The sequence below is a fragment of the Streptomyces sp. CY-1 genome (assembly GCF_047218265.1).
GTDB lineage: Bacteria > Actinomycetota > Actinomycetes > Streptomycetales > Streptomycetaceae > Streptomyces > Streptomyces niphimycinicus.
Genome location: NZ_CP178393.1, coordinates 5,487,392 through 5,510,091 on the forward strand (window position 1 = coordinate 5,487,392; position 22,700 = coordinate 5,510,091).

At 70.4% G+C, this 22,700-nt stretch carries 26 protein-coding genes and 1 riboswitch; of the genes, 8 read left to right on the forward strand and 18 right to left on the reverse strand.

Annotated features, from left to right (window positions below):
• Window positions 1-18 precede the first annotated feature (18 nt).
• On the reverse strand, window positions 19-378 hold the full coding sequence (locus tag ACK1X7_RS23510; protein WP_014054062.1) for an NADH-quinone oxidoreductase subunit A: 360 nt from the start codon (window positions 376-378) through the stop codon (window positions 19-21).
• Window positions 379-1,091: 713 nt separating this feature from the next.
• Here ACK1X7_RS23510 and ACK1X7_RS23515 point away from each other — a divergent pair.
• Window positions 1,092-1,919 (forward strand): C40 family peptidase, encoded by an 828-nt coding sequence (locus tag ACK1X7_RS23515; protein ID WP_385141512.1) that lies wholly within the window; start codon window positions 1,092-1,094, stop codon window positions 1,917-1,919.
• A 79-nt stretch (window positions 1,920-1,998) separates the two neighbouring features.
• On the opposite strand, the gene ACK1X7_RS23520 is transcribed toward ACK1X7_RS23515, so the two are convergent.
• Window positions 1,999-2,418 (reverse strand): CBS domain-containing protein, encoded by a 420-nt coding sequence (locus tag ACK1X7_RS23520; RefSeq protein ID WP_385141509.1) that lies wholly within the window; start codon window positions 2,416-2,418, stop codon window positions 1,999-2,001.
• Window positions 2,419-2,681: 263 nt separating this feature from the next.
• On the opposite strand from ACK1X7_RS23520, the gene ACK1X7_RS23525 reads away from it, so the two are divergent.
• A complete protein-coding gene (locus ACK1X7_RS23525) occupies window positions 2,682-3,464 on the forward strand; it encodes a VOC family protein (RefSeq protein WP_119990619.1) in 783 nt (260 codons plus the stop codon).
• Window positions 3,465-3,525: 61 nt separating this feature from the next.
• On the opposite strand, the gene ACK1X7_RS23530 is transcribed toward ACK1X7_RS23525, so the two are convergent.
• The 6 genes from ACK1X7_RS23530 to ACK1X7_RS23555 all read right to left on the reverse strand — a co-directional run bounded on the left by ACK1X7_RS23530 (window position 3,526) and on the right by ACK1X7_RS23555 (window position 10,359).
• Window positions 3,526-4,836 carry a geranylgeranyl reductase family protein gene (locus ACK1X7_RS23530; RefSeq protein ID WP_216342308.1) on the reverse strand — a complete coding sequence of 437 codons (1,311 nt, stop codon included), beginning with the start codon at window positions 4,834-4,836 and terminating at the stop codon, window positions 3,526-3,528.
• Between the two features lie 241 nt (window positions 4,837-5,077).
• The gene (locus ACK1X7_RS23535; RefSeq protein ID WP_413115602.1) at window positions 5,078-5,770 is read right to left on the reverse strand and encodes a demethylmenaquinone methyltransferase; all 693 of its coding nucleotides are present in this window, start codon (window positions 5,768-5,770) and stop codon (window positions 5,078-5,080) included.
• 54 nt (window positions 5,771-5,824) lie between these two features.
• Window positions 5,825-6,274 carry an imidazolonepropionase-like domain-containing protein gene (locus ACK1X7_RS23540; RefSeq protein ID WP_390794404.1) on the reverse strand — a complete coding sequence of 150 codons (450 nt, stop codon included), beginning with the start codon at window positions 6,272-6,274 and terminating at the stop codon, window positions 5,825-5,827.
• The gene (gene mqnC, locus ACK1X7_RS23545) at window positions 6,274-7,473 is read right to left on the reverse strand and encodes a cyclic dehypoxanthinyl futalosine synthase (RefSeq protein WP_385141503.1); all 1,200 of its coding nucleotides are present in this window, start codon (window positions 7,471-7,473) and stop codon (window positions 6,274-6,276) included. The genes ACK1X7_RS23540 and mqnC overlap by 1 nt, the downstream gene beginning before the upstream one ends.
• Before the next feature lie 106 nt (window positions 7,474-7,579).
• Window positions 7,580-9,376, reverse strand: a complete 1,797-nt coding sequence (locus ACK1X7_RS23550) for a serine/threonine-protein kinase (RefSeq protein ID WP_413115603.1) — start codon at window positions 9,374-9,376, stop codon at window positions 7,580-7,582.
• Window positions 9,377-9,501: 125 nt separating this feature from the next.
• Window positions 9,502-10,359 carry a menaquinone biosynthetic enzyme MqnA/MqnD family protein gene (locus ACK1X7_RS23555; protein WP_385141540.1) on the reverse strand — a complete coding sequence of 286 codons (858 nt, stop codon included), beginning with the start codon at window positions 10,357-10,359 and terminating at the stop codon, window positions 9,502-9,504.
• Between the two features lie 356 nt (window positions 10,360-10,715).
• On the opposite strand from ACK1X7_RS23555, the gene ACK1X7_RS23560 reads away from it, so the two are divergent.
• On the forward strand, window positions 10,716-10,919 hold the full coding sequence (locus tag ACK1X7_RS23560; RefSeq protein ID WP_030834854.1) for a cold-shock protein: 204 nt from the start codon (window positions 10,716-10,718) through the stop codon (window positions 10,917-10,919).
• A gap of 147 nt (window positions 10,920-11,066) precedes the next feature.
• Here the strand turns inward: ACK1X7_RS23560 and ACK1X7_RS23565 are convergent, their stop codons facing one another.
• Window positions 11,067-11,513 carry a cupin domain-containing protein gene (locus tag ACK1X7_RS23565; RefSeq protein WP_390794403.1) on the reverse strand — a complete coding sequence of 149 codons (447 nt, stop codon included), beginning with the start codon at window positions 11,511-11,513 and terminating at the stop codon, window positions 11,067-11,069.
• 142 nt (window positions 11,514-11,655) lie between these two features.
• On the opposite strand from ACK1X7_RS23565, the gene ACK1X7_RS23570 reads away from it, so the two are divergent.
• Entirely contained in the window at window positions 11,656-12,363 is a 708-nt protein-coding gene (locus ACK1X7_RS23570; protein WP_413115604.1) for an AraC family transcriptional regulator, read from the forward strand.
• A 14-nt stretch (window positions 12,364-12,377) separates the two neighbouring features.
• Here ACK1X7_RS23570 and ACK1X7_RS23575 read toward each other — a convergent pair whose 3' ends face one another.
• Entirely contained in the window at window positions 12,378-13,571 is a 1,194-nt protein-coding gene (locus ACK1X7_RS23575; protein ID WP_385141491.1) for an RNA-guided endonuclease InsQ/TnpB family protein, read from the reverse strand.
• Window positions 13,572-13,724: 153 nt separating this feature from the next.
• Here ACK1X7_RS23575 and ACK1X7_RS23580 point away from each other — a divergent pair, with 153 nt between their 5' ends.
• Window positions 13,725-14,084, forward strand: a complete 360-nt coding sequence (locus ACK1X7_RS23580) for a lipase family protein (protein ID WP_390794402.1) — start codon at window positions 13,725-13,727, stop codon at window positions 14,082-14,084.
• 103 nt (window positions 14,085-14,187) lie between these two features.
• Here the strand turns inward: ACK1X7_RS23580 and ACK1X7_RS23585 are convergent, their stop codons facing one another.
• A complete protein-coding gene (locus ACK1X7_RS23585; protein ID WP_390794448.1) occupies window positions 14,188-14,802 on the reverse strand; it encodes a TetR/AcrR family transcriptional regulator in 615 nt (204 codons plus the stop codon).
• Window positions 14,803-15,022: 220 nt separating this feature from the next.
• Here ACK1X7_RS23585 and ACK1X7_RS23590 point away from each other — a divergent pair, with 220 nt between their 5' ends.
• Both ACK1X7_RS23590 and ACK1X7_RS23595 read left to right on the forward strand, forming a co-directional pair.
• Window positions 15,023-16,048, forward strand: coding sequence for an alpha/beta hydrolase (locus ACK1X7_RS23590; protein WP_385141486.1), 1,026 nt, complete (start codon window positions 15,023-15,025; stop codon window positions 16,046-16,048).
• A gap of 6 nt (window positions 16,049-16,054) precedes the next feature.
• Window positions 16,055-16,120: riboswitch (guanidine-III (ykkC-III) riboswitch) on the forward strand.
• A gap of 31 nt (window positions 16,121-16,151) precedes the next feature.
• Window positions 16,152-16,472 carry a DMT family transporter gene (locus ACK1X7_RS23595; protein WP_059145063.1) on the forward strand — a complete coding sequence of 107 codons (321 nt, stop codon included), beginning with the start codon at window positions 16,152-16,154 and terminating at the stop codon, window positions 16,470-16,472.
• Between the two features lie 63 nt (window positions 16,473-16,535).
• Here the strand turns inward: ACK1X7_RS23595 and ACK1X7_RS23600 are convergent, their stop codons facing one another.
• The 6 genes from ACK1X7_RS23600 to ACK1X7_RS23625 form a co-directional block, all read right to left on the reverse strand.
• The gene (locus tag ACK1X7_RS23600; RefSeq protein ID WP_385141483.1) at window positions 16,536-17,861 is read right to left on the reverse strand and encodes a dicarboxylate/amino acid:cation symporter; all 1,326 of its coding nucleotides are present in this window, start codon (window positions 17,859-17,861) and stop codon (window positions 16,536-16,538) included.
• Between the two features lie 377 nt (window positions 17,862-18,238).
• The gene (locus ACK1X7_RS23605; RefSeq protein WP_385141534.1) at window positions 18,239-18,505 is read right to left on the reverse strand and encodes a DUF4229 domain-containing protein; all 267 of its coding nucleotides are present in this window, start codon (window positions 18,503-18,505) and stop codon (window positions 18,239-18,241) included.
• 115 nt (window positions 18,506-18,620) lie between these two features.
• Window positions 18,621-19,145, reverse strand: a complete 525-nt coding sequence (locus ACK1X7_RS23610; protein ID WP_216345414.1) for a GNAT family N-acetyltransferase — start codon at window positions 19,143-19,145, stop codon at window positions 18,621-18,623.
• 105 nt (window positions 19,146-19,250) lie between these two features.
• Window positions 19,251-19,910 (reverse strand): UdgX family uracil-DNA binding protein, encoded by a 660-nt coding sequence (locus ACK1X7_RS23615; RefSeq protein ID WP_398159788.1) that lies wholly within the window; start codon window positions 19,908-19,910, stop codon window positions 19,251-19,253.
• Window positions 19,911-19,973: 63 nt separating this feature from the next.
• Window positions 19,974-21,152: an aminofutalosine synthase MqnE gene (mqnE, locus tag ACK1X7_RS23620; RefSeq protein WP_216345416.1), complete on the reverse strand. Its 1,179-nt coding sequence runs from the start codon at window positions 21,150-21,152 to the stop codon at window positions 19,974-19,976.
• 47 nt (window positions 21,153-21,199) lie between these two features.
• Window positions 21,200-21,661 (reverse strand): Lrp/AsnC family transcriptional regulator, encoded by a 462-nt coding sequence (locus tag ACK1X7_RS23625; RefSeq protein WP_014054040.1) that lies wholly within the window; start codon window positions 21,659-21,661, stop codon window positions 21,200-21,202.
• 112 nt (window positions 21,662-21,773) lie between these two features.
• Here ACK1X7_RS23625 and ACK1X7_RS23630 point away from each other — a divergent pair, with 112 nt between their 5' ends.
• Window positions 21,774-21,950: a hypothetical protein gene (locus ACK1X7_RS23630; RefSeq protein ID WP_165449181.1), complete on the forward strand. Its 177-nt coding sequence runs from the start codon at window positions 21,774-21,776 to the stop codon at window positions 21,948-21,950.
• Between the two features lie 11 nt (window positions 21,951-21,961).
• Here the strand turns inward: ACK1X7_RS23630 and ACK1X7_RS23635 are convergent, their stop codons facing one another.
• Window positions 21,962-22,636: a UbiX family flavin prenyltransferase gene (locus ACK1X7_RS23635; RefSeq protein ID WP_216345425.1), complete on the reverse strand. Its 675-nt coding sequence runs from the start codon at window positions 22,634-22,636 to the stop codon at window positions 21,962-21,964.
• Window positions 22,637-22,700 lie beyond the last annotated feature (64 nt).

A 22,700-nucleotide genomic window follows, 5' to 3' on the forward strand; every position in this document is an offset into this window, starting at 1 on the left:
ATCTCCTCTAGAGCCCCTTTAGTCCCACTCCAGGCCGCCGCGCCGCCATACGTAGGCGTAGGCCACGAAGACGGTGAGCACGAAGAGGAGCATCTCCACGAGCCCGAACAGGCCGAGGGCGTCGAAGGTGACGGCCCAGGGGTAGAGGAAGACGATCTCGATGTCGAAGACGATGAAGAGCATCGCCGTCAGGTAGTACTTGATGGGGAAGCGCCCACCGCCGGACGGATGCGGAGTCGGCTCGATGCCGCACTCATAGGCCTCGAGCTTGGCCCGGTTGTAGCGCTTGGGGCCGATGATCGCGGCCATGAGCACCGAGAAGATCGCAAAACCTGCCCCGAGGGCTCCCAGTACGAGGATGGGCGCGTATGCGTTCACCGTCCTCGCTCCCTTCAGTCGACGATGACTGCTTGGCGGACCGCACGGACATGCCGGTCGCCCCACGAAGATCGCGCACATGTGAGGCAGTTCACAAGCCCGTTTCGCCTGCATCCTATGCCCGTCGGTCTGTGATCTGCGACACGGGGTACGACAACGTCTTTGTGATCTCCACCACCTGACGAAGGATCATGAAGTCGGATGAGCGGTGATCTTGTACGTGAAGCATCCGAACGACCACGAGAAGTGACATTCCGAGATGTCATCACAGGTGAGCGCGTTGCGCCCCTACCAAGACATGGTACATACATGCAAATTTGCGATGGACTTTGTCGCCTGATATGGGCCCGCCATCCCCATGGATGACCTTCGTCCCGGACGTCGATCGATCACGGGTCGGTCACCGATTGATCACCGGCTCGCGCACGCGTTCACGAGCGGCTCGGAGCGAGTGAGGTATCCCACGCCCAGACGGGTTGTGGATCTAGTTTTGCCGGGAACCCTTTGTACGCGGGCCGCATCGGTGGTAGATCGCCCGCAGACACCGCACGGCCGCCAAATGCCGTGCGTAGAGACATGATCGAGAAATTCGGGCATGGCTGCCGACGGGCCCACGAAGATCGTTTGGTCCGATTTTTGGGCGTGCGCACGTCAAATGTGGCACACCCCACTTTTGTTGATCTGGGCCTTAGGACCCTGGTAGCCAGTGACCTATGTCCCCAGTCGCACACATACCCAGCCACCGGAAGCCCCGCCGTGCCGCGTCCACGCGTGCACTCCGAGCAGGGATGACCGGTGGCTTCCTCACCCTCGCGGTGGCCGGTGCCGCCGTGCCCGCCTCCGCCACGGAGTCCAAGGCCGCCCCGGCCGAGTCCACCCTGGAAATGCCGACCGTCAGCGCCACACTGGCGAGCACGGCCGCCCAGACCGCTGACGCCACGCAGCAGGCCGCCTCCGACTACGAGCTCCAGGCACAGCAGGAGCAGGCGGCCGCCCACGCGAAGGTCGCGGCCAAGAAGGCCCACGCGGAGGCCGAACGCAAGGCGAAGGAAGCCCGGGAGGCGGCCCGTAAGGCGGCCGCCAAGCGTGCGGCCGAGGCCAAGGCCGAGGCGGCGAAGGCGTCGCGCTCCGCCGAGCGCACCACGCTGTCCACCGCCAGCGCGAGCAACTCCACCAGCAACGCCACCGGCAACGCCGCCACGCTGATCAGCTTCCTGAAGGCGCAGCTCGGCAAGGCGTATGTGCTCGGCTCCAGCGGTCCGTCCTCCTACGACTGCTCCGGGCTGACCCAGGCCGCCTTCAAGCAGGTCGGCGTGAGCCTGCCGCGGGTCTCGCAGGACCAGTCCACCACCGGCACCCCGGTCTCGCTGGACTCCCTCCAGCCGGGCGACCTGCTCTACTGGGGCAGCGCCGGCAGCGCGTACCACGTCGGCGTCTACGTCGGCGGCGGCAACTTCATCGGCGCCCAGAACCCGAGCACCGGGATCGTCGAGCGTCCGCTGGACTACGACATGCCCACCGGGGCCGTGCGCGTCCTCTGAGGCGCACCTCCCGACAGATGGACGGGCCTGGGGCCGCCGTTCCCGTCGCGGACGGCGGCCTCACGACCCCATCGCGCGCCTACTGCGCGTAGACCTTCTCCAGGAACTCGCCGAGAAGGTCGTCACTGAGGTGATGGGCCAGATCCGCCTCGGAGATCATTCCGACCAGCCGCTTGTTCTGGTCGATCACCGGCAGCCTGCGGATCTTGTGCTCCTCCATCTCTCGCAGGACGTCCGTGACATCGGCATCCGCGGAGATCCAGCGCGGAGTGCCCTTGGTGAGCGCCCCGACGGGCGTCCCGGACGGATCGGCGCTCTCCGCGATGCAGTCGACGACGATGTCACGGTCGGTCACGATGCCGCACAGCCGCTCGTTGCTGTCGCTGACCGGCAGGGCCCCCACGCCGAGCTCCCGCATGAGCTGGGCGGCGCGCAGCACCGTCTCGTTCTCCGGAAGCCACTGCGCGCCCGGGTGCATGATGTCCGCTGCCTTCGTCATGGTGTACCTCCTGCCAGGCCCACCGGCGGTGGAACCTGCCCTGTGAGCCCCATCGATCCGGCGTCACCGCGGCTGGCGCGCACGGCGCCCCCTGCCTTCATTGTCACCACTGCCCCACGGCGACGTCATGTCGAGCCCGGCGGCGGCTGTCGGTGCCCGGTGCCAGACTGAGTAACGAGGCAATCCCGGACAGAACGAGGCAAACGAGGCAATCGCCGGCAGAACTTCCCGCGTCTTCGCGCTCGACCGTCGAAGGAGCGCCCATGCTCACCACCGATTACGTCCCCGGCGCCCCCAACTGGCTCGATCTGGGCGCCCCCGACACCGAAGCGGCCGTGGCCTTCTACGGCTCCCTGATGGGCTGGCGCTTCGAGTCGGCGGGCCCCGAGGCGGGCGGATACGGCTTCTTCACCCTGGGCCGGAAGACCGTCGCGGCCGTCGGGCCGCTCACCGAGGAGGGCGCTCGGTCCGCCTGGACGCCGTATTTCCACACCCGTGACGCCGAGGAGACCGCGCGGACCGTCGAGCAGTCGGGCGGCACGGTGCGGCTCGCTCCGTTCGACGTCTTCGAGGAGGGGCGGATGGCCCAGTTCACCGACCCCGGCGGCGCCCGCTTCGCCATCTGGCAGCCCGGCCGGACGGCGGGGCTGGACGCGGTCAACGACCCCGGCACCCTGTGCTGGACCGAGCTGCACTCCCCCGATCCCCCCAGGGACCTGGCCTTCTACCGCAAGGTCTTCGGCTGGGACGCCGAGGAGATGTCCTTCCCCGGCGGGGCGTACACGGTGCTGATGACCACCGGCGCCGGCCGGGAGGGCTCCTTCGGCGGCGTCGCCCAGCTCCAGGAGGGGCATTCGACACCGCCGCAGTGGCTGCCGTACTTCGAGGTGGCGGACTGCGACGCGGTGGTGGCCAAGGGGCAGGACCTGGGCGGTTCGGTGCTGATGCCGGCCATGTCGGCCGAGGGGATCGGCCGGATGGCCTGGCTGGCGGATGTGGTCCGGGCGCCGTTCGGCGTCATCGCGAGCGGCGGCCCCGGCGCGTAGCGCTCCGCTGGGGGCGCCGCGATACGTCCGCGTTGTCGGTCGGCCGGCCCTTACGGGGCCGTCAGGCTCGCGGGGTCACCTTGGTGAGGCCGTTGATGATGCGGTCCATCGCGTCGCCGCCCGTCGGGTCCGTCAGATTCGCCAGCAGCTTCAGGGTGAACCGCATCAGCATCGGATGCGTCAGCCCGCGCTGCGCCGCCAGCTTCATGACCTTCGGGTTGCCGATCAGCTTCACGAACGCCCGGCCCAGCGTGTAGTAGCCGCCGTAGGTGTCCTTGAGGACCTTGGGGTAGCGCTGGAGGGCCAGTTCGCGCTGGGGGGCGGTGGCGCGGGCATGGGCCTGGACGATCACATCCGCGGCGATCTGTCCGGATTCCATCGCATAGGCGATGCCCTCGCCGTTGAACGGGTTGACCATGCCGCCCGCGTCACCGACGAGCAGCAGCCCGCGGGTGTAGTGCGGCTGCCGGTTGAAGGCCATCGGGAGCGCGGCGCCGCGGATCGGGCCGGTCATGTTCTCCGGGGTGTAGCCCCAGTCCTCCGGCATCGAGGCGCACCACGCCTTGAGGATCTCGCGCCAGTCGAGCTCCTTGAAGGAGGACGAGGTGTTCAGGACGCCCAGGCCCACATTGCTGGTGCCGTCGCCCATGCCGAAGATCCAGCCGTAGCCGGGCAGCAGCCGGTCCTGCGCGCCGCGCCGGTCCCACAACTCCAGCCAGGACTCCAGGTAGTCGTCGTCATGGCGGGGCGAGGTGAAGTACGTCCGCACCGCCACGCCCATCGGGCGGTCCTCGCGCCGGTGCAGCCCCATGGCGAGCGAGAGCCGGGTGGAGTTGCCGTCGGCGGCGACCACCAGGGGCGCGTGGAAGGTGACGGGCGCCTTCTCCTCGCCCAGCTTGGCGTGGACCCCGGTGATCCGGCCGGTGCGCTCGTCGGTGATCGGGGCGCCCACATTGCAGCGCTCGTACAGCCGGGCCCCGGCCTTCTGGGCCTGCCGCGCCAACTGCTCGTCGAAGTCGTCACGCTTACGGACCAGGCCGTAGTTCGGGTACGCGGCCAGCTCCGGCCAGTCGAGCTGGAGCCGCACCCCGCCCGCGATGATCCGCAGACCCCGGTTGCGCAGCCAGCCCGCCTCCTCGGAGATGTCGATGCCCATGGCCACGAGCTGCTTGGTGGCGCGCGGGGTCAGGCCGTCACCGCACACCTTCTCGCGCGGAAAGGCCGTCTTCTCCAGCAGCAGCACATCCAGCCCCGCCTTGGCGAGGTGGTACGCGGTGGTGGAGCCGGCCGGTCCGGCACCGACGACGATCACATCGGCGCTGCGCTCCGAGATCCCAAAGGACGCGCTCTCGGTGGGTGCGGTCTCGCTCACGCGGGGTCTCCCCAAGCCTCGGTAACGGCGTGCCGGTCACGCCGGGCACTGGACACATGCAGTCTATGGGGGGCGTAACTCCGGCACTCGCGAAGGGCCGCGAAGCGGCGCGAGGAGCCGTCGCGAGCAGCCGTCCCCGCGGCCCGGCCGGTGACCGCCTTACGGCTCCCATGCCGCGTTCGTGGTCGCCTTACGGCTCGTACGGCCGCCTTACGGCTCGCATGCCGCGTTCATGGCCGCCTTACGGCTTGTACGCCCGGTGGAGGGCCACCACGCCGCCGGTGAGGTTGCGCCAGGCCGCCCGCTCCCAGCCCGCCGACCGCAGCCGGGCGGCGAGACGGGGCTGGTCCGGCCAGGCGCGGATGGACTCCGCGAGGTAGACATACGCGTCCGGGTTGCTGCTGACCGACGTCGCGATCGGCGGCAGCGCGCGCATCAGATACTCGCTGTAGACCGTGCGGAACGGCTCCCATGCGGGGTGGCTGAACTCGCAGATGACGACCCGTCCGCCGGGCCTGGTCACCCGCAGCATCTCGCGCAGCGCCCCCTGCGTGTCCTGGATGTTGCGCAGCCCGAAGGAGATCGTGACGGCGTCGAAGACCCCGTCCGCGAAGGGCAGCCGGGTCGCGTCGCCCGCGGTCAGCGGCAGCCGCGGATGGCGCTTCTTGCCCTCCCGGAGCATCCCGAGCGAGAAGTCGCACGGCACCACGTACGCGCCCGCCTCCAGGAACGGCAGCGAGGACGTCCCCGTACCGGCGGCGAGGTCGAGCACCCGCTCACCGGCGCGCGCGTCCACGGCCCGGGCGACCGCCTTGCGCCACAGCCGGGCCTGCCCGAGCGACAGCACATCGTTGGTGAGGTCGTATTTGGCCGCCACGCCGTCGAACATGGCGGCGACTTCGTGCGGCTGCTTGTCCAGGGATGCTCGGCTCACGCCCCCATTGTTCACCTCCCGCGCCCCGCGCCCCCGCCCGGGGCCCGGCGTGCCTCAGCGGCGCCGGTGCACCAGCCGCCCCGCCACCACCGTGGCCAGGCACGCGCCGTCCGCGTCGAAGACGGCCAGATCCGCGCGGCCCGCCGGGGCGAGAACGGGCGGCCGGGGCCGGTCCAGGACGGCGATGCCGCCCCGGTGGGCGGCCGCGCGCAGCTCGGCGTCGCCGAGGTGGTGCGCGAGGACGGCGGTCGCGCCCCGCCGCAGCAGGGCGTGGATCCGCTCCCGCGGGCTGGGCGCGTCCGGCACCGGGCCCTCGTGGACGAGGGCCGGGCCGAGCTCCCCGGGCCACTCCCGCACCCGGGCCCGCGGATAGGTCCGCCGCAGCTCCGCCAGGGGGCCGATGGCCGCGATGCGGTCGCCGTCGACCGCGACGGCGGCCTCGTGCAGCGGCGCCGCGTCGTCGGGGGTGTACCGGACGACGGGCGCCGCGTGGAGCGTGAGCATCAGGACGCCTGGATCACCGTCAGCTCGGGGTGGGCCGTGCCACCTTCGATCGCCGTCGAGGACAGATGCGAGACGACATGGTCGTCGACCGGGTCGTTCGCCGGGTCGTCGTGCACCACCAGGTGCTCGTACGTCGTCGCGCGCTGCGCGGGGACCCGGCCGGCCGCGCGGATGAGGTGGAGTAGCTCCATCCGGTTGGAGCGGTGGCGGGCGCCCGCCGAGGAGACCACGTTCTCCTCCAGCATCACCGAGCCGAGGTCGTCCGCCCCGTAGTGCAGGGCGAGCTGGCCGGCCTCCTTGCCCACGGTCAGCCAGGAACCCTGGATATGGGCCACGTTGTCGAGGAAGAGCCGCGCGATGGCGATCATCCGCAGGTACTCGAAGACGGTCGCCTGCGTCTGGCCCTTCAGATGGTTGTTCTCGGGCTGGTAGGTGTACGGGATGAAGGCGCGGAAGCCGCCCGTACGGTCCTGCACATCGCGGATCATGCGGAGGTGCTCGATCCGCTCGGCGTTGGTCTCGCCGGTGCCCATCAGCATGGTGGAGGTGGACTCCACGCCGAGGTTATGGGCGATCTCCATGATCTCCAGCCAGCGCTCGCCGGACTCCTTCAGCGGCGCGATGGCCTTGCGCGGCCGCTCGGGCAGCAGCTCGGCGCCCGCGCCCGCGAAGGAGTCGAGACCGGCCGCGTGGATACGGCGGATGGCCTCCTCGGCCGGGACCCCCGAGATCCGCGCCATGTGCTCGACCTCGGACGCCCCCAGCGAGTGGATCACCAACTGCGGGAACGCCTTCTTGATGGCCGAGAAGTGCTTCTCGTAGTACTCCACGCCGTAGTCCGGGTGGTGGCCGCCCTGGAACATGATCTGCGTGCCGCCCAGCTCGACGGTCTCCGCGCAGCGCCGCAGGATGTCGTCGAGATCGCGGCTCCAGCCCTTCGCCGTGTCCTTCGGCGCGGCGTAGAAGGCGCAGAACTTGCACGCCGTGACGCAGACGTTGGTGTAGTTGATGTTCCGCTCGATGATGTACGTCGCGATGTGCTCGGTGCCCGCGTAGCGACGGCGCCGGACCGCGTCGGCGGCGGCCCCCAGCGCGTGCAGCGGAGCCGAACGGTAAAGGTCGAGCGCCTCTTGTGGGGTGATCCGGCCCCCGTCGGCGGCGCGGTCGAGGACTACCTGCACCTCTGCGTTTGCGGTCACCGGGGCGTACCTTTCGGAGGTCTACGGGTGGACCGACCCAGCGTACGCCAGCGCCTTTACGCCACTACGAGTACGTGTCGGGCACACCGGCGCCGGCCGCCCCCGCTCATCGCAGCTTGCGCAGAGTGCCCGTGGGGTCACCCGCCTGGTCGTCCTTCGCCTGGTAGCTGAGCGCCCCGTCGCGGGTGAGGGTGAACTGCTCGTCCGTCGAGGCGTCGCTGCACCCCTGCTGGGGCTCGGAACCCTTCAGGCGCGCGTCGAGGTGGAGTTGTTTCGGGGCCGCCGAGACCAGCTTCCAGGTGCTGTCGCAGCGCAGCACCGACAGCTTGACCCGGCCGCTGGCGACGTCCTGCCCGGTGTGGCCCTGCCGGAAGGTGATCGTCAAGGTGCCCACCGGGATCCCCGAGTCGGAGGTCAGATCGCCCTGCCAGGTGCCGAGGAACGCCTTGGGCACGGCACCCTTCCCGGAGTCGTCGTGCGCTCCGTCTCCCGGGTTCCGTTCGGTGGCGGAGGGGCGGGGGTCCGCGGCGCCCTGGTCGTTGTTGTCGCTGGAGCCGCCGGGCAGCACCTTGAAGAGCACGGCGGCGGTCGTCGCCACGGCCAGCGCGCCCGCGATGGACAGGACCAGCGTGCAGCTCAGCGCCTTGGGGCGCTTCTTACCGCCGACGGCGGCGGAGAGCGCGACACTGCGGCCGCCCGGTTTCGACGACGGCGGGGAGGGGAGCGGAGGTCCCGGCTGGTCCTTCGGGGGCAGCCCGTTGGCGTACGACGGGTCGGGCGGGCCGAAGGCGCCCAGCAGGGGTGAGGCCGGGGCCGGGGTGGGCGGCGGGGTCGGTGAGTCCGCGGCCGGTGACTCCGTGACTGACGGCCCGGCCGAGGACGGCCCTACGGCGGGCAGCCCTATGGATGACGGCTCTATGGATGACGGCCCTATGGCGGAGGGCCCTATGGCGGAGGGCCCTGCGGCGGGCGGCTCGGCGACGCGCGGCGGGGCCACGGCCTCCGCCTCCAGGTCGAGCAGCTCCACCACCTGCCGGCTCACCCGCTCGACCAGCGCCCCCGGCAGCCAGCCCGGCCGGGCGAGCCCCGAGGCGCCGTCCTCCGGGGCGAGGCGCCGCACGATCCGCTCGGGGGTGGGGCGGTCGGCCGGGTTCTTGGCGAGGCACGCGGCGACCAGATCGCGCAGGTCACCCGTCAGCTCGGGGCCGAGCCGGGGCTCGTCGTGCACCACCTTGTAGAGCAGCGCGGCCGAAGTGTCGCCCGGGAACGGCGGCTTGCCGGTCGCCGCGTACGCCAGCACCGCGCCGAGGGAGAAGACATCGGCCGCGCCCCCGACGCCCTCGCCCAGGATCTGCTCGGGCGCCATATAGCCGGGCGAGCCGATGGAGGCGCCGGTCGAGGTCAGCGACACCGTGCCCTCGGTGGCCCGGGCGATACCGAAGTCGATCAAACGCGGACCGTCGAGCGCGAGCAGCACATTGGACGGCTTGACATCGCGGTGGACCAGGCCGAGGGCGTGCACCGCGGCCAGTGCCTCGGCGAGCCCCGCGCCCAGGGCCCGCACCGCCGACTCGGGCAGCGGCCCCTCGTCGGATACGGCCTGGTTGAGCGGAGGGCCCGCCACATAGCCGGTGGCCACCCACGGAATGTGCGCCTCCGGGTCGGCGTCCAGGACCGGCGCGGTAAAGGCGCCACCGACCCGGCGCGCGGCGTCGACCTCGCGCCGGAAGCGGGCGCGGAACTCCTCGTCCAGCGCGAAATGGGCGTGCACAACCTTCACCGCCACCGTGCGCCCGCCCGCGCTGCGGCCCACAAAGACCCGGCCCATCCCGCCCGAACCGAGCCGTCCGAGCAGCCGGTACGCGCCGATGACCTGCGGATCGTCCGCTCCCAGCGGATCCATCGCGTTGCCTCCCCCTCCATGCGCCGGTCCAGCTTAGGGGGTGTTCCCGCCATCCACGCTGGTCGGTGCGGTCCGGAAGGCCAGGTCGGATCGGGTCAGGTCAGGTCGGCTCAGGTCAGGTCAGGTCAGGTCAGCAGATCGACCCGGACGTCCGCCGGGTATCCGGTCGTCGGACCCGTACGGCGGGCGAACTCCGCGATGCCCAGCAACTGCTCCGCACCGAGGCTGAAGTCGAGAGTGGTGAAGTAGCGCTCCAGCACCGACGCGTCGAGCTGCTCCCAGCGCGCCGCCTGCTCGGCGACCTTGCCGACCTCTTCCAGGGAGAGGTTCCGCGACTCCAGGAACGCCTGGTGCACGCCCCGGACGATCTCCGGCTCCCGCTCCAGGTACTCGCGGCGGGCCGCCCATACCGCGAAGACAAAGGGGAGCCCGGTCCACTCCTTCCACATCTGTCCCAGGTCATGGACCTGGAGGCCCAGCCGGGGTGCGTCGTGGAGATTGGCCCGCAGCGCCGCGTCGCCGATCAGCACCGCCGCCTCGGCCTCCTGCATCATCAGGCTGAGGTCGGGCGGGCAGGTGTAGTACTCGGGCGTGAGCCCGTACCGCTCGGCGAGCAGGAGCTGAGCCAGGCGTACGGAGGTGCGCGAGGCGGAACCGAGTGCGACGCGCGCCCCGTTGAGCTGCTCCAGCGGCACCTGCGAGACGATCACGCAGGACATCACGGGCCCGTCGCAGCCCACCGCGATGTCGGGGAGCGCGACAAGATCGTCCGCATTGCGCAGATACTCCACCAGGCTGATCGGGCCGATGTCGAGATCGCCACTGACCAGCAGGTCGTTGAGGGCGTCGGGAGAAGCCTTGGTGAGCTCGAAATCCAGGAGCGAACCGGTCCTGGCGAGGCCCCAGTACAACGGCATGCAATTGAGGTACTGGATGTGCCCCACTTTTGGCCGGCTGCGCCGATGACCGACAAGGGGCCCGATGCTTTCGGAGGCGCCCTGGGTACTCCGCGAGGGGGAACTCGGTGAATTGTCCACGCATCGGAGGCTAGCCCCGCTCGGCCCCGGGAATGGCGCCGGGGTGGTCGGCCGTCCTTGCGCTGACCGACCGGCAAGCGCTCGACCTGCGATCTTATCCATCCTGGAAGCCAGGGAAACCCCTCGTTTTCGTGATCTTCGGCTCTTTCCTCGTGCACACGGAGCGTGCTAGGCTCGCCGCAAGTTGCAGTTTGGTTTCCTTGCAGTACAGAGCCTGCGGAGCATGTAACCGCGGGCTTTTGTAGTTTTCAGACTTCTTGCAGGTTCTGGAGCAGGGCAACCCTTTGGCCCAAGGAGGGCTTATGGCTACCGGAACCGTCAAGTGGTTCAACGCCGAGAAGGGCTTCGGCTTCATCGCCCAAGACGGCGGCGGCCCCGATGTCTTCGTTCACTACTCCGCGATCAACGCGACCGGCTTCCGTTCTCTTGAGGAGAACCAGGCCGTGACCTTCGACGTCACCCAGGGTCCGAAGGGCCCCCAGGCGGAGAACGTCAGCGCCGTCTGATCCAGCAGCACCACCCAAGGAGCCCTGCTCCCCGCCTGGCGGGAAGCGGGGCTCCTGCCTTTCCGCCTCTTCTCGGCCTTCTCGGCCTACCTTGCCTTCTGCGCCTTTTCCGCCTGTTCCGCCTTTCCCGGAGCCTCCCGGGGGCGGTCAGTCCTCCAGCAGCCGGAAGTCGGCGAAGTCGAAGCCCGGGGAGACCACACAGCTCACCAGGACCTCCTCGTCCGCCATCGGACGGGCCGACTGCCAGGTGCCCGGCGGGACGACGAGCTGGGGGCGCTGGCCGGAGGCGATATCGGGGCCCAGGACCAGCTCCGTGGGGGCCGCCTCCGGGCCGTCGCCCGTACCGCCCAGCCGCAGCCGCAGCGGGCCGCCGCTGTGCCACAGCCACAGCTCGGCCGAGCGCACCACATGCCAGCGGGACTCCTCACCGGGAGTCAGCAGGAAGTAGATCGCCGTGGCCGTCGCGCGCTCGCCCCCGTACCCCGGCGGCCGCACCGCGACATCGCTGCGCCAGGTCTCCCGGTACCAGCCGCCCTCCGGATGGGGCTCGAGGCCCAGCCATTCGGCTGTCGCGGGCCGCCGGGTCGTGGTCATGTCCCTCACCGCTCTCACAGGTCCGTACGGGCCGTCGAGGATAACCGTAAGGCGCTCACGCCGTCCTTAAGGTGCTCACGCCGTGCAGGGGGCCGGCGACGCACCGCTGACGCAACGCCCCGATCGGGCTACGGTTTTGACCATGGGGCGCGGGCGGCGGACGGTGACGGTGCACCATGTGCGGGCCGCGCTGCGCGGTGCGCAGCGGCTCGGCCTCGACACCGTCCCCCTGCTGCAACGGGCCCGGATACCCCCGCTGTTGCTCACCGACGACCGCGCCCGCGTCTCCCCCGAGCAGTTCGCCCGGCTGGTGCGCGCCCTGCACCGGGCCACCGGGGACGAGTTCCTGGGGCTGGCGACCATCCGCAGCCGCCCCGGCACCTTCGCGATGATGTGCTACGCCTCGCTGGGCTGCCCCGACCTCGGCACGGCGGTGGAGCGCGGGGCCCGCTTCTACCGGCTCTTCCCCGGCGGGCCCAATCTCGCCCTGGAGCGCGGCGCGGCCCGCGGCCGGGAGGCGGTGTTCGCCCTGCGCGGCGGGCTGGGCCCACATGCCGACGGCCTTACGGCGGCCGAGCACCACATCGTGGCCGAATGGCTGATGCTCATCCGGCACCGGCTCGCGGGCTGGCTGATCGGGCGGCGAATCCCGCTGCTGTGGGCCCAGTTCGCGTATCCGGCACCGCCGTACGCCGACGACTACGAGCCGCTGTTCGGCTGCCCGCCCCGCTTCGGCGCACCGCGCACCGCGGCCGGGTTCGACCGCCGCTGGCTGACCGCTCCCGTCGTCCAGGACGAGTCCACGCTCCAGCGCGGCTATGTGGACTTCTTGGCTTCCTCCCCCTCGTAAAACGAGGGGGATTCCTACGGCTCGCGCCGTGGGGCTTCCTGCTTCGTCGCCGACTGCCCGCCCGGAGAACTCCGTTGAGGTCTTACACCAGCTCCACAGGCCGACACCGTCAGTCCGACGGCCAGCAGGTTTTTCGCTGCGTTCACGTCCCGGTCGTGGGTCGTGCCACAGTCGCACGTCCAGGTACGGACGTGCAGCGGCATCTTCTCCTGGAGGGTGCCGCAGGTGGAGCACAGCCTGGAGGAGGGGAAGAATCGGTCGACCGCGATCACTTCCCGCCCGTACCAGGCACCCTTGTACTCCAGCATCGCCCGGAACTCCGACCACGCGGCATCGCTGATGGCGCGGGCCAGGTTCCGGTTCTTGACCATGTTCCGCACGGTCAGATCCTCGATCACGATCGTTTGGTTCTCACGAACGAGTCGGGAAGTCAGCTTGTGCAGCCCGTCACGGCGCCGGTCGGCGATACGGGCGTGGATCCTGGCGACCTTACGCCGGGCCCTGGCCCGGTTCGTCGAACCCTTCTCCTTCTTCACCAGGCGGCGTTGAGCCAGGGCGAGGCGGACGCGGTCGCGGCGCTCATGGCGGGGGTTGGCGACCTCCTCCCCGGTGGACAGGGTCAGAAGGTGGTCCAGGCCGACATCCACACCAACCGCCGCATCCGTTGCGGGAAGCGGTTTGACGCCCGGGTCCTCGCACAGCATCGAGACGAACCATCGCCCCGCGCTGTCCTGGGACACGGTCACCGTGGACGGCTTCGCACCCTCCGGGAACGGACGCGACCACACGATATCCAGTGGCTCGGTCATCTTGGCCAGCGTCAGCTTCCCCGCGCGGAAGCGGAACCCGCTGGTGGTGTACTCGGCGGATTTGCGCGACTTCTTCTTCGACTTGAAGCGCGGGTACCTGGCCCGCTTGGCGAAGAAGCTCGTGAACGCCGTCTGCAAGTGCCGCAAGCACTGCTGTAGCGGAACCGAGGAGACGTCGTTGAGGAACGCCAGTTCTTGGGTCTTCTTCCACGCCGTCAGCATCGCCGACGTGGCGTTGTAGTTCACCCGCTCCTGCCGCGCCCACGCCTCCGTACGCGCCGCGAGCGCCATGTTAAAGACCTTCCGCACACACCCGAACGTGCGCGACAGCTCCGCTGCCTGCTCGTCCGTGGGATAGAAGCGGTACTTAAACGCCCGCTTCACATGCGCCGTGGCCATGCTCACAAACTAGTGAGGACACAGCTAAAGGTCACCTTGCGGGTCAGAGTACGGTCTTTAGCCCTGACGGCGAAACCCCGCTCCTTGCCCTGCCCCGCAGGGGTTTCGTTTCCTCCCCCGGCTGAAGCCAGGGGTATCCACGAAAGGACGGCGATGAAGTGGAACTGCGTGGCCCTCAGCACCATCGCCGGGCTCTTCCAGCGCATGTCCGAGGTGACCGTAAGGGACCCACTCGCCAGCCCGGCCTGGCAACTCGCTCTGCGGTCCTCATACTTGGGCACTCGCTCCCCGGACCACCCCGTCTACCTCTACCAGGGCCTGGTGGACGAGCTGATCCCGTACCGGGTCGGCGAGGCGCTGCGCGCCCGCTGGTGCGCCCGGGGCGTACCGGTGGAGTGGCAGGACTATCCGCTCGACCATGTCACCACGGCGCTGACCGGGATCCCGGCGGCCCTGGACTGGATGGCGGCGCGGCTGGCTGACGAGCCGACGCGGGGCGACTGCACCGCCTGAGGCCCGCCTTGACGCCCGCCCGAGGCCCGCCCGAGGCCACGCCACCCGCGCCTCAGCCAGATCCACGCATCAGCCCACCCGAGCGGGTCAGCCGACCCATGCCTCACCCGACCCGCTCGGGCGACCATCCCGTCCCCTGGAGCAGGTTCCCCAGCCCGGCCCAGGCGAAGTTCATCAGGGTGGCCGCGGCCTCCTTTGCCGAGTGCCCGCCCGCTCTTCCGTCCCCCGCCCAGTCCGCGAGCGACTCGGCCGCCCCCACCAGCGCGTACGCGAGCCCGGACACCTCGGTGCCCGCGAGGGTCCGGGCGCGCGCCGTGCCGCGGGCGTGCTCCCGCGCCGCCGCCCCGATCAACTGCGTCACGAACTCCACGATCTCCGCCCGCATCGCGGCCACTTCGCGCGCATAGGGCTGCCCATGCGTACGGGCCTGCACATGCAACAGCGTCCAGCCGTCCGGATGTTCGGCCGCATGGGCGAAGAAGCCGCTCAGCCCGCTCCACAACTGCCGGTCGGCGGGCGCGTCCCGCTCCACGGCGGCGCGCACGGCGGTCACCAGCGCCGCGGCCTCCCGCCGTATGCACGCCGTGAACAGCTCTTCCTTGGAGTGGAGATAGAGATAGACCAGCGGCTTGGAAACCCCGGCCAGCTCGGCGATGTCGTCCATCGAGGCGTTCCGATAGCCGCTGCGCGCGAAGGCCCGCACCCCCGCGTCCAGCATCTGCTGCTCCCGCACCGCCCGTGGTACGCGCTTGCTCCCCGTCGCCCCGCCCACGCAGGCCGCCCCCTTCGATCGTGCCCCCGCACACATATCGGGTTAAGCCTACGTGGGACCACTGTCGGCGCTCTTGCCACGGCCGCCCGCCGACATCAAAGTTTCAACTGACCACGCACCGTGCCCCGTTCAGCTCCGTACGCAGCACCGCGAAGGAGAACGAACGATGCCGAACCGCCGCAGAGCCGTCGCCGCGCTCACCGCGCTGGCCGCCGCACCGCTCCTGACGACCACCGCCCAAGCCCGCTCCCCGGAGCCCGGCCCCCCGAAGGCCCCGAAAGCCCGCCCCGCGGAAGCCCTTGCCGCACGCCGGACGCCCGCCCGCGCCCGCCTCATCGCCGCGGACCGCGTCAGCGAGCGCGTCCTCGACCTGACGATCGACTCCCCCGCCCTGGGCCGTGCGGGCCACGTCCGCGTCCTCCTCCCCACCGGCTACGACCGCCGCCCCCACCACCGCTGGCCCGTCCTCTACCTGCTCCACGGCTGCTGCGACCCGGGCCCGGGCTGGGAGGCGTGGACCCTCAACACCGATGTCGAGGCCATCACCGCGGCCACCCCGGCCCTGATCGTCTCCCCCGAGGGCGGCCCCGCGGGCTTCTACTCCAACTGGTGGAACGGCGGCCACTACGGCCCGCCCGCCTGGGAGACCTTCCACCTGGCCGAACTGCGCCCCCTCCTGGAGCGCGCCCTGAGGGCCAACGGCCGCCGTGCGATCGCCGGTCTGTCCATGGGCGGCTTCGGCGCCCTGTCCTACGCCGCACGCCACCCCCGCCTGTTCCGCGCGGCGGCGTCCTTCAGCGGTGTCATCCACACCACCCTGGACCCCGCCGGTATCCAGGGCATCCTTACGGGCCAGGGCGCCGACCCGACGGCCCTGTGGGGAGACCCCGCCGCCCAGTCCGCGCTCTGGGACGCCCACAACCCGTACGCCCTCATCCCCCGGCTCCCCCGCGGCTACCCGCTCTACGTCGCCTGCGGAAACGGCACCCCCGGTCCCCTCGATCCCCCGGGCCGCCCCGAGGACACCCTGGAGCGCGGTCTCGGCGAGATGGCCCAGCGCTATGTGCGCCGCGCCCGCGCCCACGGCCTGGCCGTCGCCGCCCACCTCTACGGCCCCGGCACCCACACCTGGCCCTACTGGGAGCGCGAGCTCACCCGCGCCCTGCCCCTGCTCACCGCCCCGCTCACCTGACACCTGGGTTTGCTACGGTCGGGAAGAACCCGACGAGACGCGCCGTACCGGGCCCCGCAAAGACGACGCACCCCGTATCGAGAGACTCCACGGAGGTGCCGTCATGGCATGGGTCCTGCTGCTCATCGCCGGACTGTTCGAAATCTGCTGGTCGATCGGCATGAAGCTGAGCGACGGCTTCACCCGGCTGTGGCCCAGCGTGTTCACCGTCGCCGGTCTGATCGTGAGCATGGGGCTGCTGAGCGTCGCGGTGAAGAGCCTGCCCATCGGCACGGCCTACGGCGTCTGGGTCGGCATCGGCGCCGTAGGCACCGCACTGCTGGGCATGATCCTCTTCCATGAACCGGTCACCCCGGCCCGGATCTTCTTCCTGCTCCTGCTGGTGGTGGCCATCGTCGGCCTGGAGGCCACGGCGGGCGAGTGAACAAACGCGGTGCCCCCGGACCTCGCCGAGGTCCGGGGGCACCGATTTGTCGCCCGTCAGGGGTTACGCGGCGGCGAGCTGGCGCTCCGGCTCGTCGTAGTCGTCCAGCGGAGAGGCGCTGGCGTGGGCGTACGCCTCGTGGTCGAGGATCTTCTCGCGGGCCGAGACGATCACCGGGATCAGCGACTGGCCGGCCACGTTCGTGGCGGTCCGCATCATGTCCAGCACCGGGTCGATGGCCATCAGCAGGCCGACGCCCTCCAGGGGCAGGCCCAGGGTGGAGAGGGTCAGGGTCAGCATGACCGTGGCGCCGGTGAGGCCGGCGGTGGCGGCGGAGCCGATGACCGAGACGAAGGCGATCAGGAGGTAGTCGCCGATGCCCAGGTGGACGTCGAAGATCTGAGCGATGAAGATCGCGGCGATCGCCGGGTAGATCGAGGCGCAGCCGTCCATCTTCGTCGTGGAGCCGAAGGGCACCGCGAAGGAGGCGTACTCCTTGGGGACGCCCAGCCGCTCGGTGACCTTCTGGGTCAGCGGCATGGTGCCGACCGAGGAGCGGGAGACGAAGGCGAGCTGGATGGCGGGCCAGGCGCCCTTGAAGAAGCTCAGGGGGTTGACCTTGGCGACCGTCGCGAGCAGCAGCGGGTAGACGCCGAACATCACCAGTGCGCAGCCGATGTAGATGTCGGCGGTGAAGGTCGCGTACTTGCCGATCAGGTTCCAGCCGTAGTCGGCGATGGCGGTGCCGATGAGGCCGAGGGTGCCCAGCGGGGCGAGGCGGATGACCCACCACAGGGCCTTCTGGAGCAGTTCCAGCACCGACTGGCTCAGGGTGAGGATCGGCTGGGCCTTCTCGCCGAGCTGGAGGGCCGCGACGCCCGCGACGGCGGCGATGAAGACGATCTGGAGGACGTTCAGCTCGGTGAACGGGGTGATGATGTCGGTCGGCACGATCCCGGTGAGGAAGTCCAGCCAGGAGCCCGCGTGGTCGGGCTTGGCGCCGTCCTTGGGGGTCAGATCGGTGCCGGCGCCCGGGTTGGTGATCAGGCCGATCGCGAGGCCGATGGCGACGGCTATGAGCGAGGTGGCCATGAACCACAGCAGGGTGCGGGTCGCCAGCCGGGCGGCGTTGTTGACATTCCGCAGGTTGGTGATCGAGATCAGGATCGCGAAGAACACCAGCGGGGCGACGGCCAGCTTCAGCAACTGGACGAAGATCGAGCCGATCTTGTCGAGCGTGGTGACCAGCCAGCCGACATCACCGCTGCGGGCGATCCAGCCCAGCACCACACCGAGGACGAGGCCCAGCAGGATCTGCGCCCAGAAGGGCACCTTGGGCAGGCGGAAGGAGGACGACCCCTGGGGGGACGCCTTGAGGGCGGACGACAACGGACACACTCCGGTGGAGGTAAGAGGGCGGGAGAAAGCCAGGAGTCCGTACGGGATCTCCGGCCGCTGTGCGTGAGGTCGATCAGCGGCGGCGACAGGCCGCGGACAGGCAGCGGCAAAGATCGATGTGCAGGCGCGCCACGAGCGGAACGCTCGCGAAGATGAGGGGCGCGGCTGCTGTCTTCATGACAAGTACATTAACACCGCCGCTTTGGGGCACCCAAAGGAAATCTTTGACTTCCGGCGGCTTCCGAGGGCTCATGACGGCTTCTGAGGGGCCGAAAGACGTCAACGCCCCCTGTGCCAACGGAAGCTGGCGCAGGGGGCGTCGGTGGAGTGTGCGGGGTGGTGTGAGGAGGGTTACAGCCCGGCGCGGGTCAGACGCCGTCCTCCTGGCTCTGGTTCGCCGCCAGCCGCTCCTTGGCGCGGTCCACCTTCTCGGCGACCTGGACGGCCACGGCGTCCCGCTGCCTGCGCAGCATCACCCAGCTCAGCGGCGCGGAGACGACCAGCGCGAGCAGCGCCACCCAGAAGAGGTTGGAGCTGCCGAGGCCGGAGGGCAGCACCCGGACGTAGACCAGGCCCCAGATGGCCAGGAACGATCCGGCGAAGATTCCCAGGCGCATGAGGGTGTAGCGGAACATGGCACTCGGCGTGAAGGACACGACTCGTCCTCTCTCCTGGGAGTTCTGCTGGGCGTTCGGCCGGAGCGGATGCTGGAAGAAGCTGTCCTCCCAGTGAACCACGGCCGGTTTCTGATCAATTCAGCGGCAGCCACATGGTGACGTCGTCCCGGAAGTCGTCGTCGGCGACCCTGATCGCGCCGGGCGCCCGGCCGACCTCCTTGTAGCCGCACGCCTCGTAGAAGCGGTCCGCGCCGGTGCCGCCGCGGCAGGTGAGCCGTATCCCCCGGATGCCGTCCATATCGCGCGCGGCGTCCTCGGCGGCGGCCATAAGGGCGCGGCCGTGTCCCTTGCCCTGGTGGGAGGGGTGCACCATCACGGTGTAGAGCCAGCACCAGTGGCGCATCAGCCGGTGGGTGTTGAAGGTGAAGAAGGCGGTGGCGGCCACGGCGCCGTCCTCGTCGCGGCCGATCAGCAGGCGGGTCCGGCCCTCCGTCATCGCCGCCAGGTGCTTGAGCAGATCGGGGCGTATGTCGTCCTTGGCCACGGGCGGTACGAAGCCGACGGCGCCACCCGCGTTCGAGACGTCGGCCCACAGGGCGCAGACGGAGTCGAGCAGCTCGGGGGTGGCCTCGGGATCGAGTTCAAAACGCAGGGGCATGCGGCCGACGATACCCACCGGCACTGTCAGCGCCCCCGCGCCCCGGGCCCCCGTACGCGCGACGGCGACCGGGCCCCGGAGGGTCACGCCACGGCCCCGGGCCGCTCAGCCGAGTGCCTCCGCCGCGACCCTCAGATCCGCCACCAGCCCCTCGTACGCCGCCTCCCGGTCATCGGCCCGCAGCACCGCGGAGGGGTGGATCGTGGGGACGATCAGGGCGCCGCGCGCCGGTCCCGACGCGTCGCCCTCCAGCCGCGTCCCGCGCTCCTTGGTCACCCGGAACGACGAGCCGAGCAGCGCCTTCCCGGCCGTGGCGCCGAGCGCCACGATCACCTCGGGCCCGATCAGCTCCACCTCGGCCGCCAGCCAGGGCCCGCAGGCGGCCAGCTCGCGCAGGCTGGGCGGCTTGTGGATGCGCCGCTTGCCGCGCTCGGGGAGGTGGGTGAACTTGAAGTGCTTGACGGCGTTGGTGATGTACGTCTCGCCAGGGTCGATCCCGGCCTCCGCCAGGGCCCGGTCGAGGACCTTGCCCGCCGGGCCCACGAAGGGCTTGCCCTGCCGGTCCTCCTGGTCGCCCGGCTGCTCGCCGACGAGCATGGCCCGGGCGCCCGGGTCGCCGGCGCCGAAGACCGTCTGGGTGGTGTCGCGGTGCAGCGGGCAGCCGCGGCATCCGGCCGCCGCCTCCCGGAGCGCGCCCAGGTCGGCGCCGTCCGGGACGAAGGGGGCGGCGGTGTACGCGTCCTCGGGGCTCTTCGTACCGGCCATGGCCCCCGGGTGCCCCGCTCGGCGGCCGTCAGACAGCGGCCGCCGGGCGGTGGGCGGGACGGGTCACACCCGCATCGGCTGGGGGGACTCGCGGCGGTCCGCGTCCGGGCCCTCGAACTCGCGGATGATCTCGTAGCGGGTGTTCCGCTCCACCGGCCGGAAACCGGCGTCCCGGATCAACTCGAGCAGGTCGTCACGGGTGAGCTTGTTGGGCGTCCCGTAGGAGTCGGCGTCGTGAGTGATCTTGTACTCGACGACCGAGCCGTCCATGTCGTCCGCGCCGTGGTTGAGCGCGAGCTGCGCGGTCTGCACGCCGTGCATCACCCAGAAGACCTTGACATGCGGCACGTTGTCGAACAGCAGCCGCGAGACCGCGAAGGTCTTCAGCGCCTCGGCGCCGGTCGCCATGGTGGTGCGGGCCTGAAGCCGGTTGCGGATCTTGCCGTCCTTCATGTCCACGAAGTCGTGCTGGTAGCGCAGCGGGATGAAGACCTGGAAGCCGCCGGTCTCGTCCTGGAGCTCACGCAGGCGCAGCACGTGGTCCACCCGGTGGCGGGGCTCCTCGATATGCCCGTAGAGCATCGTGCAGGGGGTCTTGAGCCCCTTCTCGTGCGCGAGCCGGTGGATCCGCGACCAGTCCTCCCAGTGGGTTTCGTGGTCGACGATGTGCTGCCGGATCTCCCAGTCGAAGATCTCGGCGCCGCCGCCGGTGAGCGACTCCAGTCCGGCGTCGATCAGCTCGTCGAGGATCTCCGAGGCGGGCATGCCGGAGATCTTCTCGAAGTGGTGGATCTCGGTGGCGGTGAACGCCTTGAGCGAGACCTGCGGCAGGGCCTCCTTGAGCGCCTTGAGCGACCGCGGGTAGTAGCGCCAGGGAAGGGTGGGGTGCAGGCCGTTGACGATGTGGAGCTCGGTGAGGTTCTCGTTCTCCATCGCCTTGGCGAGGCGGACGGCCTCCTCGATGCGCATCGTGTAGGCGTCCTTCTCGCCGGGCTTGCGCTGGAAGGAGCAGTACGCACAGGACGCGGTGCACACGTTCGTCATGTTGAGGTGGCGGTTGACGTTGAAGTGCACCACGTCGCCGTTCTTACGGGTGCGCACCTCATGGGCGAGACCGCCCAGCCAGGCCAGGTCGTCGGACTCGTAGAGGGCGATGCCGTCCTCACGCGAGAGCCGCTCGCCCGCGCGGACCTTCTCTTCCAACTCCCGCTTGAAACCCGCGTCGTGTGTGGTCCCCGTCACCCCGGGTCGCCTCCCAATACGTCTGCTGATGTCAGCCTTGGCCGAGACTACGCCTCGATGTCCTCGGGAAGCTCGCCGACCCGGTTCTCCCACTTGGTGGAGAGCACGATCGTGGTGCGGGTGCGGGAGACGCCCTTGGTGCCGGAGAGCCGGCGGATGGTCCGCTCCAGGCCGTCCACGTCGGAGGCGCGCACCTTGAGCATGTAGGAGTCGTCGCCCGCGATGAACCAGCAGTCCTCGATCTCGGCGAGCTCGCGCATCCGGTGGGCCACCTCCTCATGGTCGGTGGCGTCCGAGAGCTGGATGCCGATCAGGGCCGTGACGCCGAGCCCGAGGGAGGCGGCGTCGACGGTCGCGCGATAACCGGTGATCACCCCGGCGGCCTCCAGGCGGTTGATCCGGTCCGTGACGCTGGGCCCGGAGAGGCCGACCAGCCTGCCCAGCTCCGCGTACGAGGCCCGGCCGTTCTCCCGCAGGGCCTGGATGAGCTGCCTGTCCACCGCGTCCATAAGCACGTACGCCTTCCATTATTCAGGGATTGAGCGAGATTACATGTAGAATCTAAGGCATCAGGGCCACAAGCCCTGTAAATCTTTTAGGCGATACACCTGTCCTCAGGAGATGAGACTCACCGTGTACACGATCGAGGGTCTTGAGGCCCGCATGCTCGAGCTGCGGGACCTGGCCAACCGCTCGCGTGCAGCCCATGCCACCGACCGGCCCGTCTCCCGTGCGGCCCGCCGCGCGGCCGTCGTCGCGGCCCGCGCCGCGCGCACCAGGAGGCGCTGGACCCGCTAGAGTCCGCGCCCCTAGGCCACTCCCCGGTCCCGGTCCCCACCGAGCTCCCCCTCCCACCGGCGGTACAGCTTGTGCGGCACCCCCGCCGCGTCCAGCACCCGCCCCGCGACGAAGTCCACCAGATCCTGGATATGCGTCGCCCCCGCGTAGAACGCCGGCGAGGCGGGCAGCACCACCGCGCCCGCCTCGTCCAGCGAGACCAGGGCCTTGAGGGTCTGCCCGCTCAGCGGTGTCTCGCGCACCGCCACCACGAGCTTGCGCCGTTCCTTGAGCGTGACGCTCGCGGCCCGCTGGAGCAGATCCTTCGACAGTCCGAGCGCCACCCCGGCCACACACGCGGTGCTCGCCGGGACGATCAGCATCCCCTTGGTCGGGTACGAGCCGGAGGACGGCCCGGCCGCGAGGTCCCCGGCCGCCCAGTGGGCCACGTCCGCGACCTCGGCGGGCACCTCGAAGGCGTCCGGCCTGCCGTCCGCGCCCCGCGCCAGCCAGCGGCGCAGATCCTCGCGCCAGTGGGCGTCCCGGAAGCCGATCCCCGTCTCGTCCAGCAGCGTCAGCCGTGACGCCCTGCTGACCACGAGGTCGACGGCCTCCCCCGCCGCCAGCAGCGCGCGCAGCACCGAGGCGGCGTACGGCGTCCCGGACGCGCCGGACACACCGACCACCCAGGGACGGCGCCGGCTCACTTCTTCGTGCGGCCCGTACGGCTCGTGCGGTCCGTAAGGCTCGTGCGGCGTCTCCACGTCACCG

What these genes read in the sequence shown, in the direction of transcription:
- ACK1X7_RS23515 (WP_385141512.1), top strand. Translation starts at nt 1,092, where the DNA reads ATGTCCCCAGTCGCACACATACCCAGCCACCGGAAGCCCCGCCGTGCC.
- ACK1X7_RS23520 (WP_385141509.1), bottom strand. Translation starts at nt 2,418, where the DNA reads ATGACGAAGGCAGCGGACATCATGCACCCGGGCGCGCAGTGGCTTCCG.
- ACK1X7_RS23525 (WP_119990619.1), top strand. Translation starts at nt 2,682, where the DNA reads ATGCTCACCACCGATTACGTCCCCGGCGCCCCCAACTGGCTCGATCTG.
- ACK1X7_RS23540 (WP_390794404.1), bottom strand. Translation starts at nt 6,274, where the DNA reads ATGCTCACGCTCCACGCGGCGCCCGTCGTCCGGTACACCCCCGACGAC.
- ACK1X7_RS23550 (WP_413115603.1), bottom strand. Translation starts at nt 9,376, where the DNA reads ATGGATCCGCTGGGAGCGGACGATCCGCAGGTCATCGGCGCGTACCGG.
- ACK1X7_RS23560 (WP_030834854.1), top strand. Translation starts at nt 10,716, where the DNA reads ATGGCTACCGGAACCGTCAAGTGGTTCAACGCCGAGAAGGGCTTCGGC.
- ACK1X7_RS23565 (WP_390794403.1), bottom strand. Translation starts at nt 11,513, where the DNA reads ATGACCACGACCCGGCGGCCCGCGACAGCCGAATGGCTGGGCCTCGAG.
- ACK1X7_RS23570 (WP_413115604.1), top strand. Translation starts at nt 11,656, where the DNA reads ATGGGGCGCGGGCGGCGGACGGTGACGGTGCACCATGTGCGGGCCGCG.
- ACK1X7_RS23575 (WP_385141491.1), bottom strand. Translation starts at nt 13,571, where the DNA reads ATGGCCACGGCGCATGTGAAGCGGGCGTTTAAGTACCGCTTCTATCCC.
- ACK1X7_RS23580 (WP_390794402.1), top strand. Translation starts at nt 13,725, where the DNA reads ATGAAGTGGAACTGCGTGGCCCTCAGCACCATCGCCGGGCTCTTCCAG.
- ACK1X7_RS23585 (WP_390794448.1), bottom strand. Translation starts at nt 14,802, where the DNA reads ATGCTGGACGCGGGGGTGCGGGCCTTCGCGCGCAGCGGCTATCGGAAC.
- ACK1X7_RS23590 (WP_385141486.1), top strand. Translation starts at nt 15,023, where the DNA reads ATGCCGAACCGCCGCAGAGCCGTCGCCGCGCTCACCGCGCTGGCCGCC.
- ACK1X7_RS23595 (WP_059145063.1), top strand. Translation starts at nt 16,152, where the DNA reads ATGGCATGGGTCCTGCTGCTCATCGCCGGACTGTTCGAAATCTGCTGG.
- ACK1X7_RS23605 (WP_385141534.1), bottom strand. Translation starts at nt 18,505, where the DNA reads ATGTTCCGCTACACCCTCATGCGCCTGGGAATCTTCGCCGGATCGTTC.
- ACK1X7_RS23610 (WP_216345414.1), bottom strand. Translation starts at nt 19,145, where the DNA reads ATGCCCCTGCGTTTTGAACTCGATCCCGAGGCCACCCCCGAGCTGCTC.
- ACK1X7_RS23615 (WP_398159788.1), bottom strand. Translation starts at nt 19,910, where the DNA reads ATGGCCGGTACGAAGAGCCCCGAGGACGCGTACACCGCCGCCCCCTTC.
- ACK1X7_RS23625 (WP_014054040.1), bottom strand. Translation starts at nt 21,661, where the DNA reads ATGGACGCGGTGGACAGGCAGCTCATCCAGGCCCTGCGGGAGAACGGC.
- ACK1X7_RS23630 (WP_165449181.1), top strand. Translation starts at nt 21,774, where the DNA reads ATGAGACTCACCGTGTACACGATCGAGGGTCTTGAGGCCCGCATGCTC.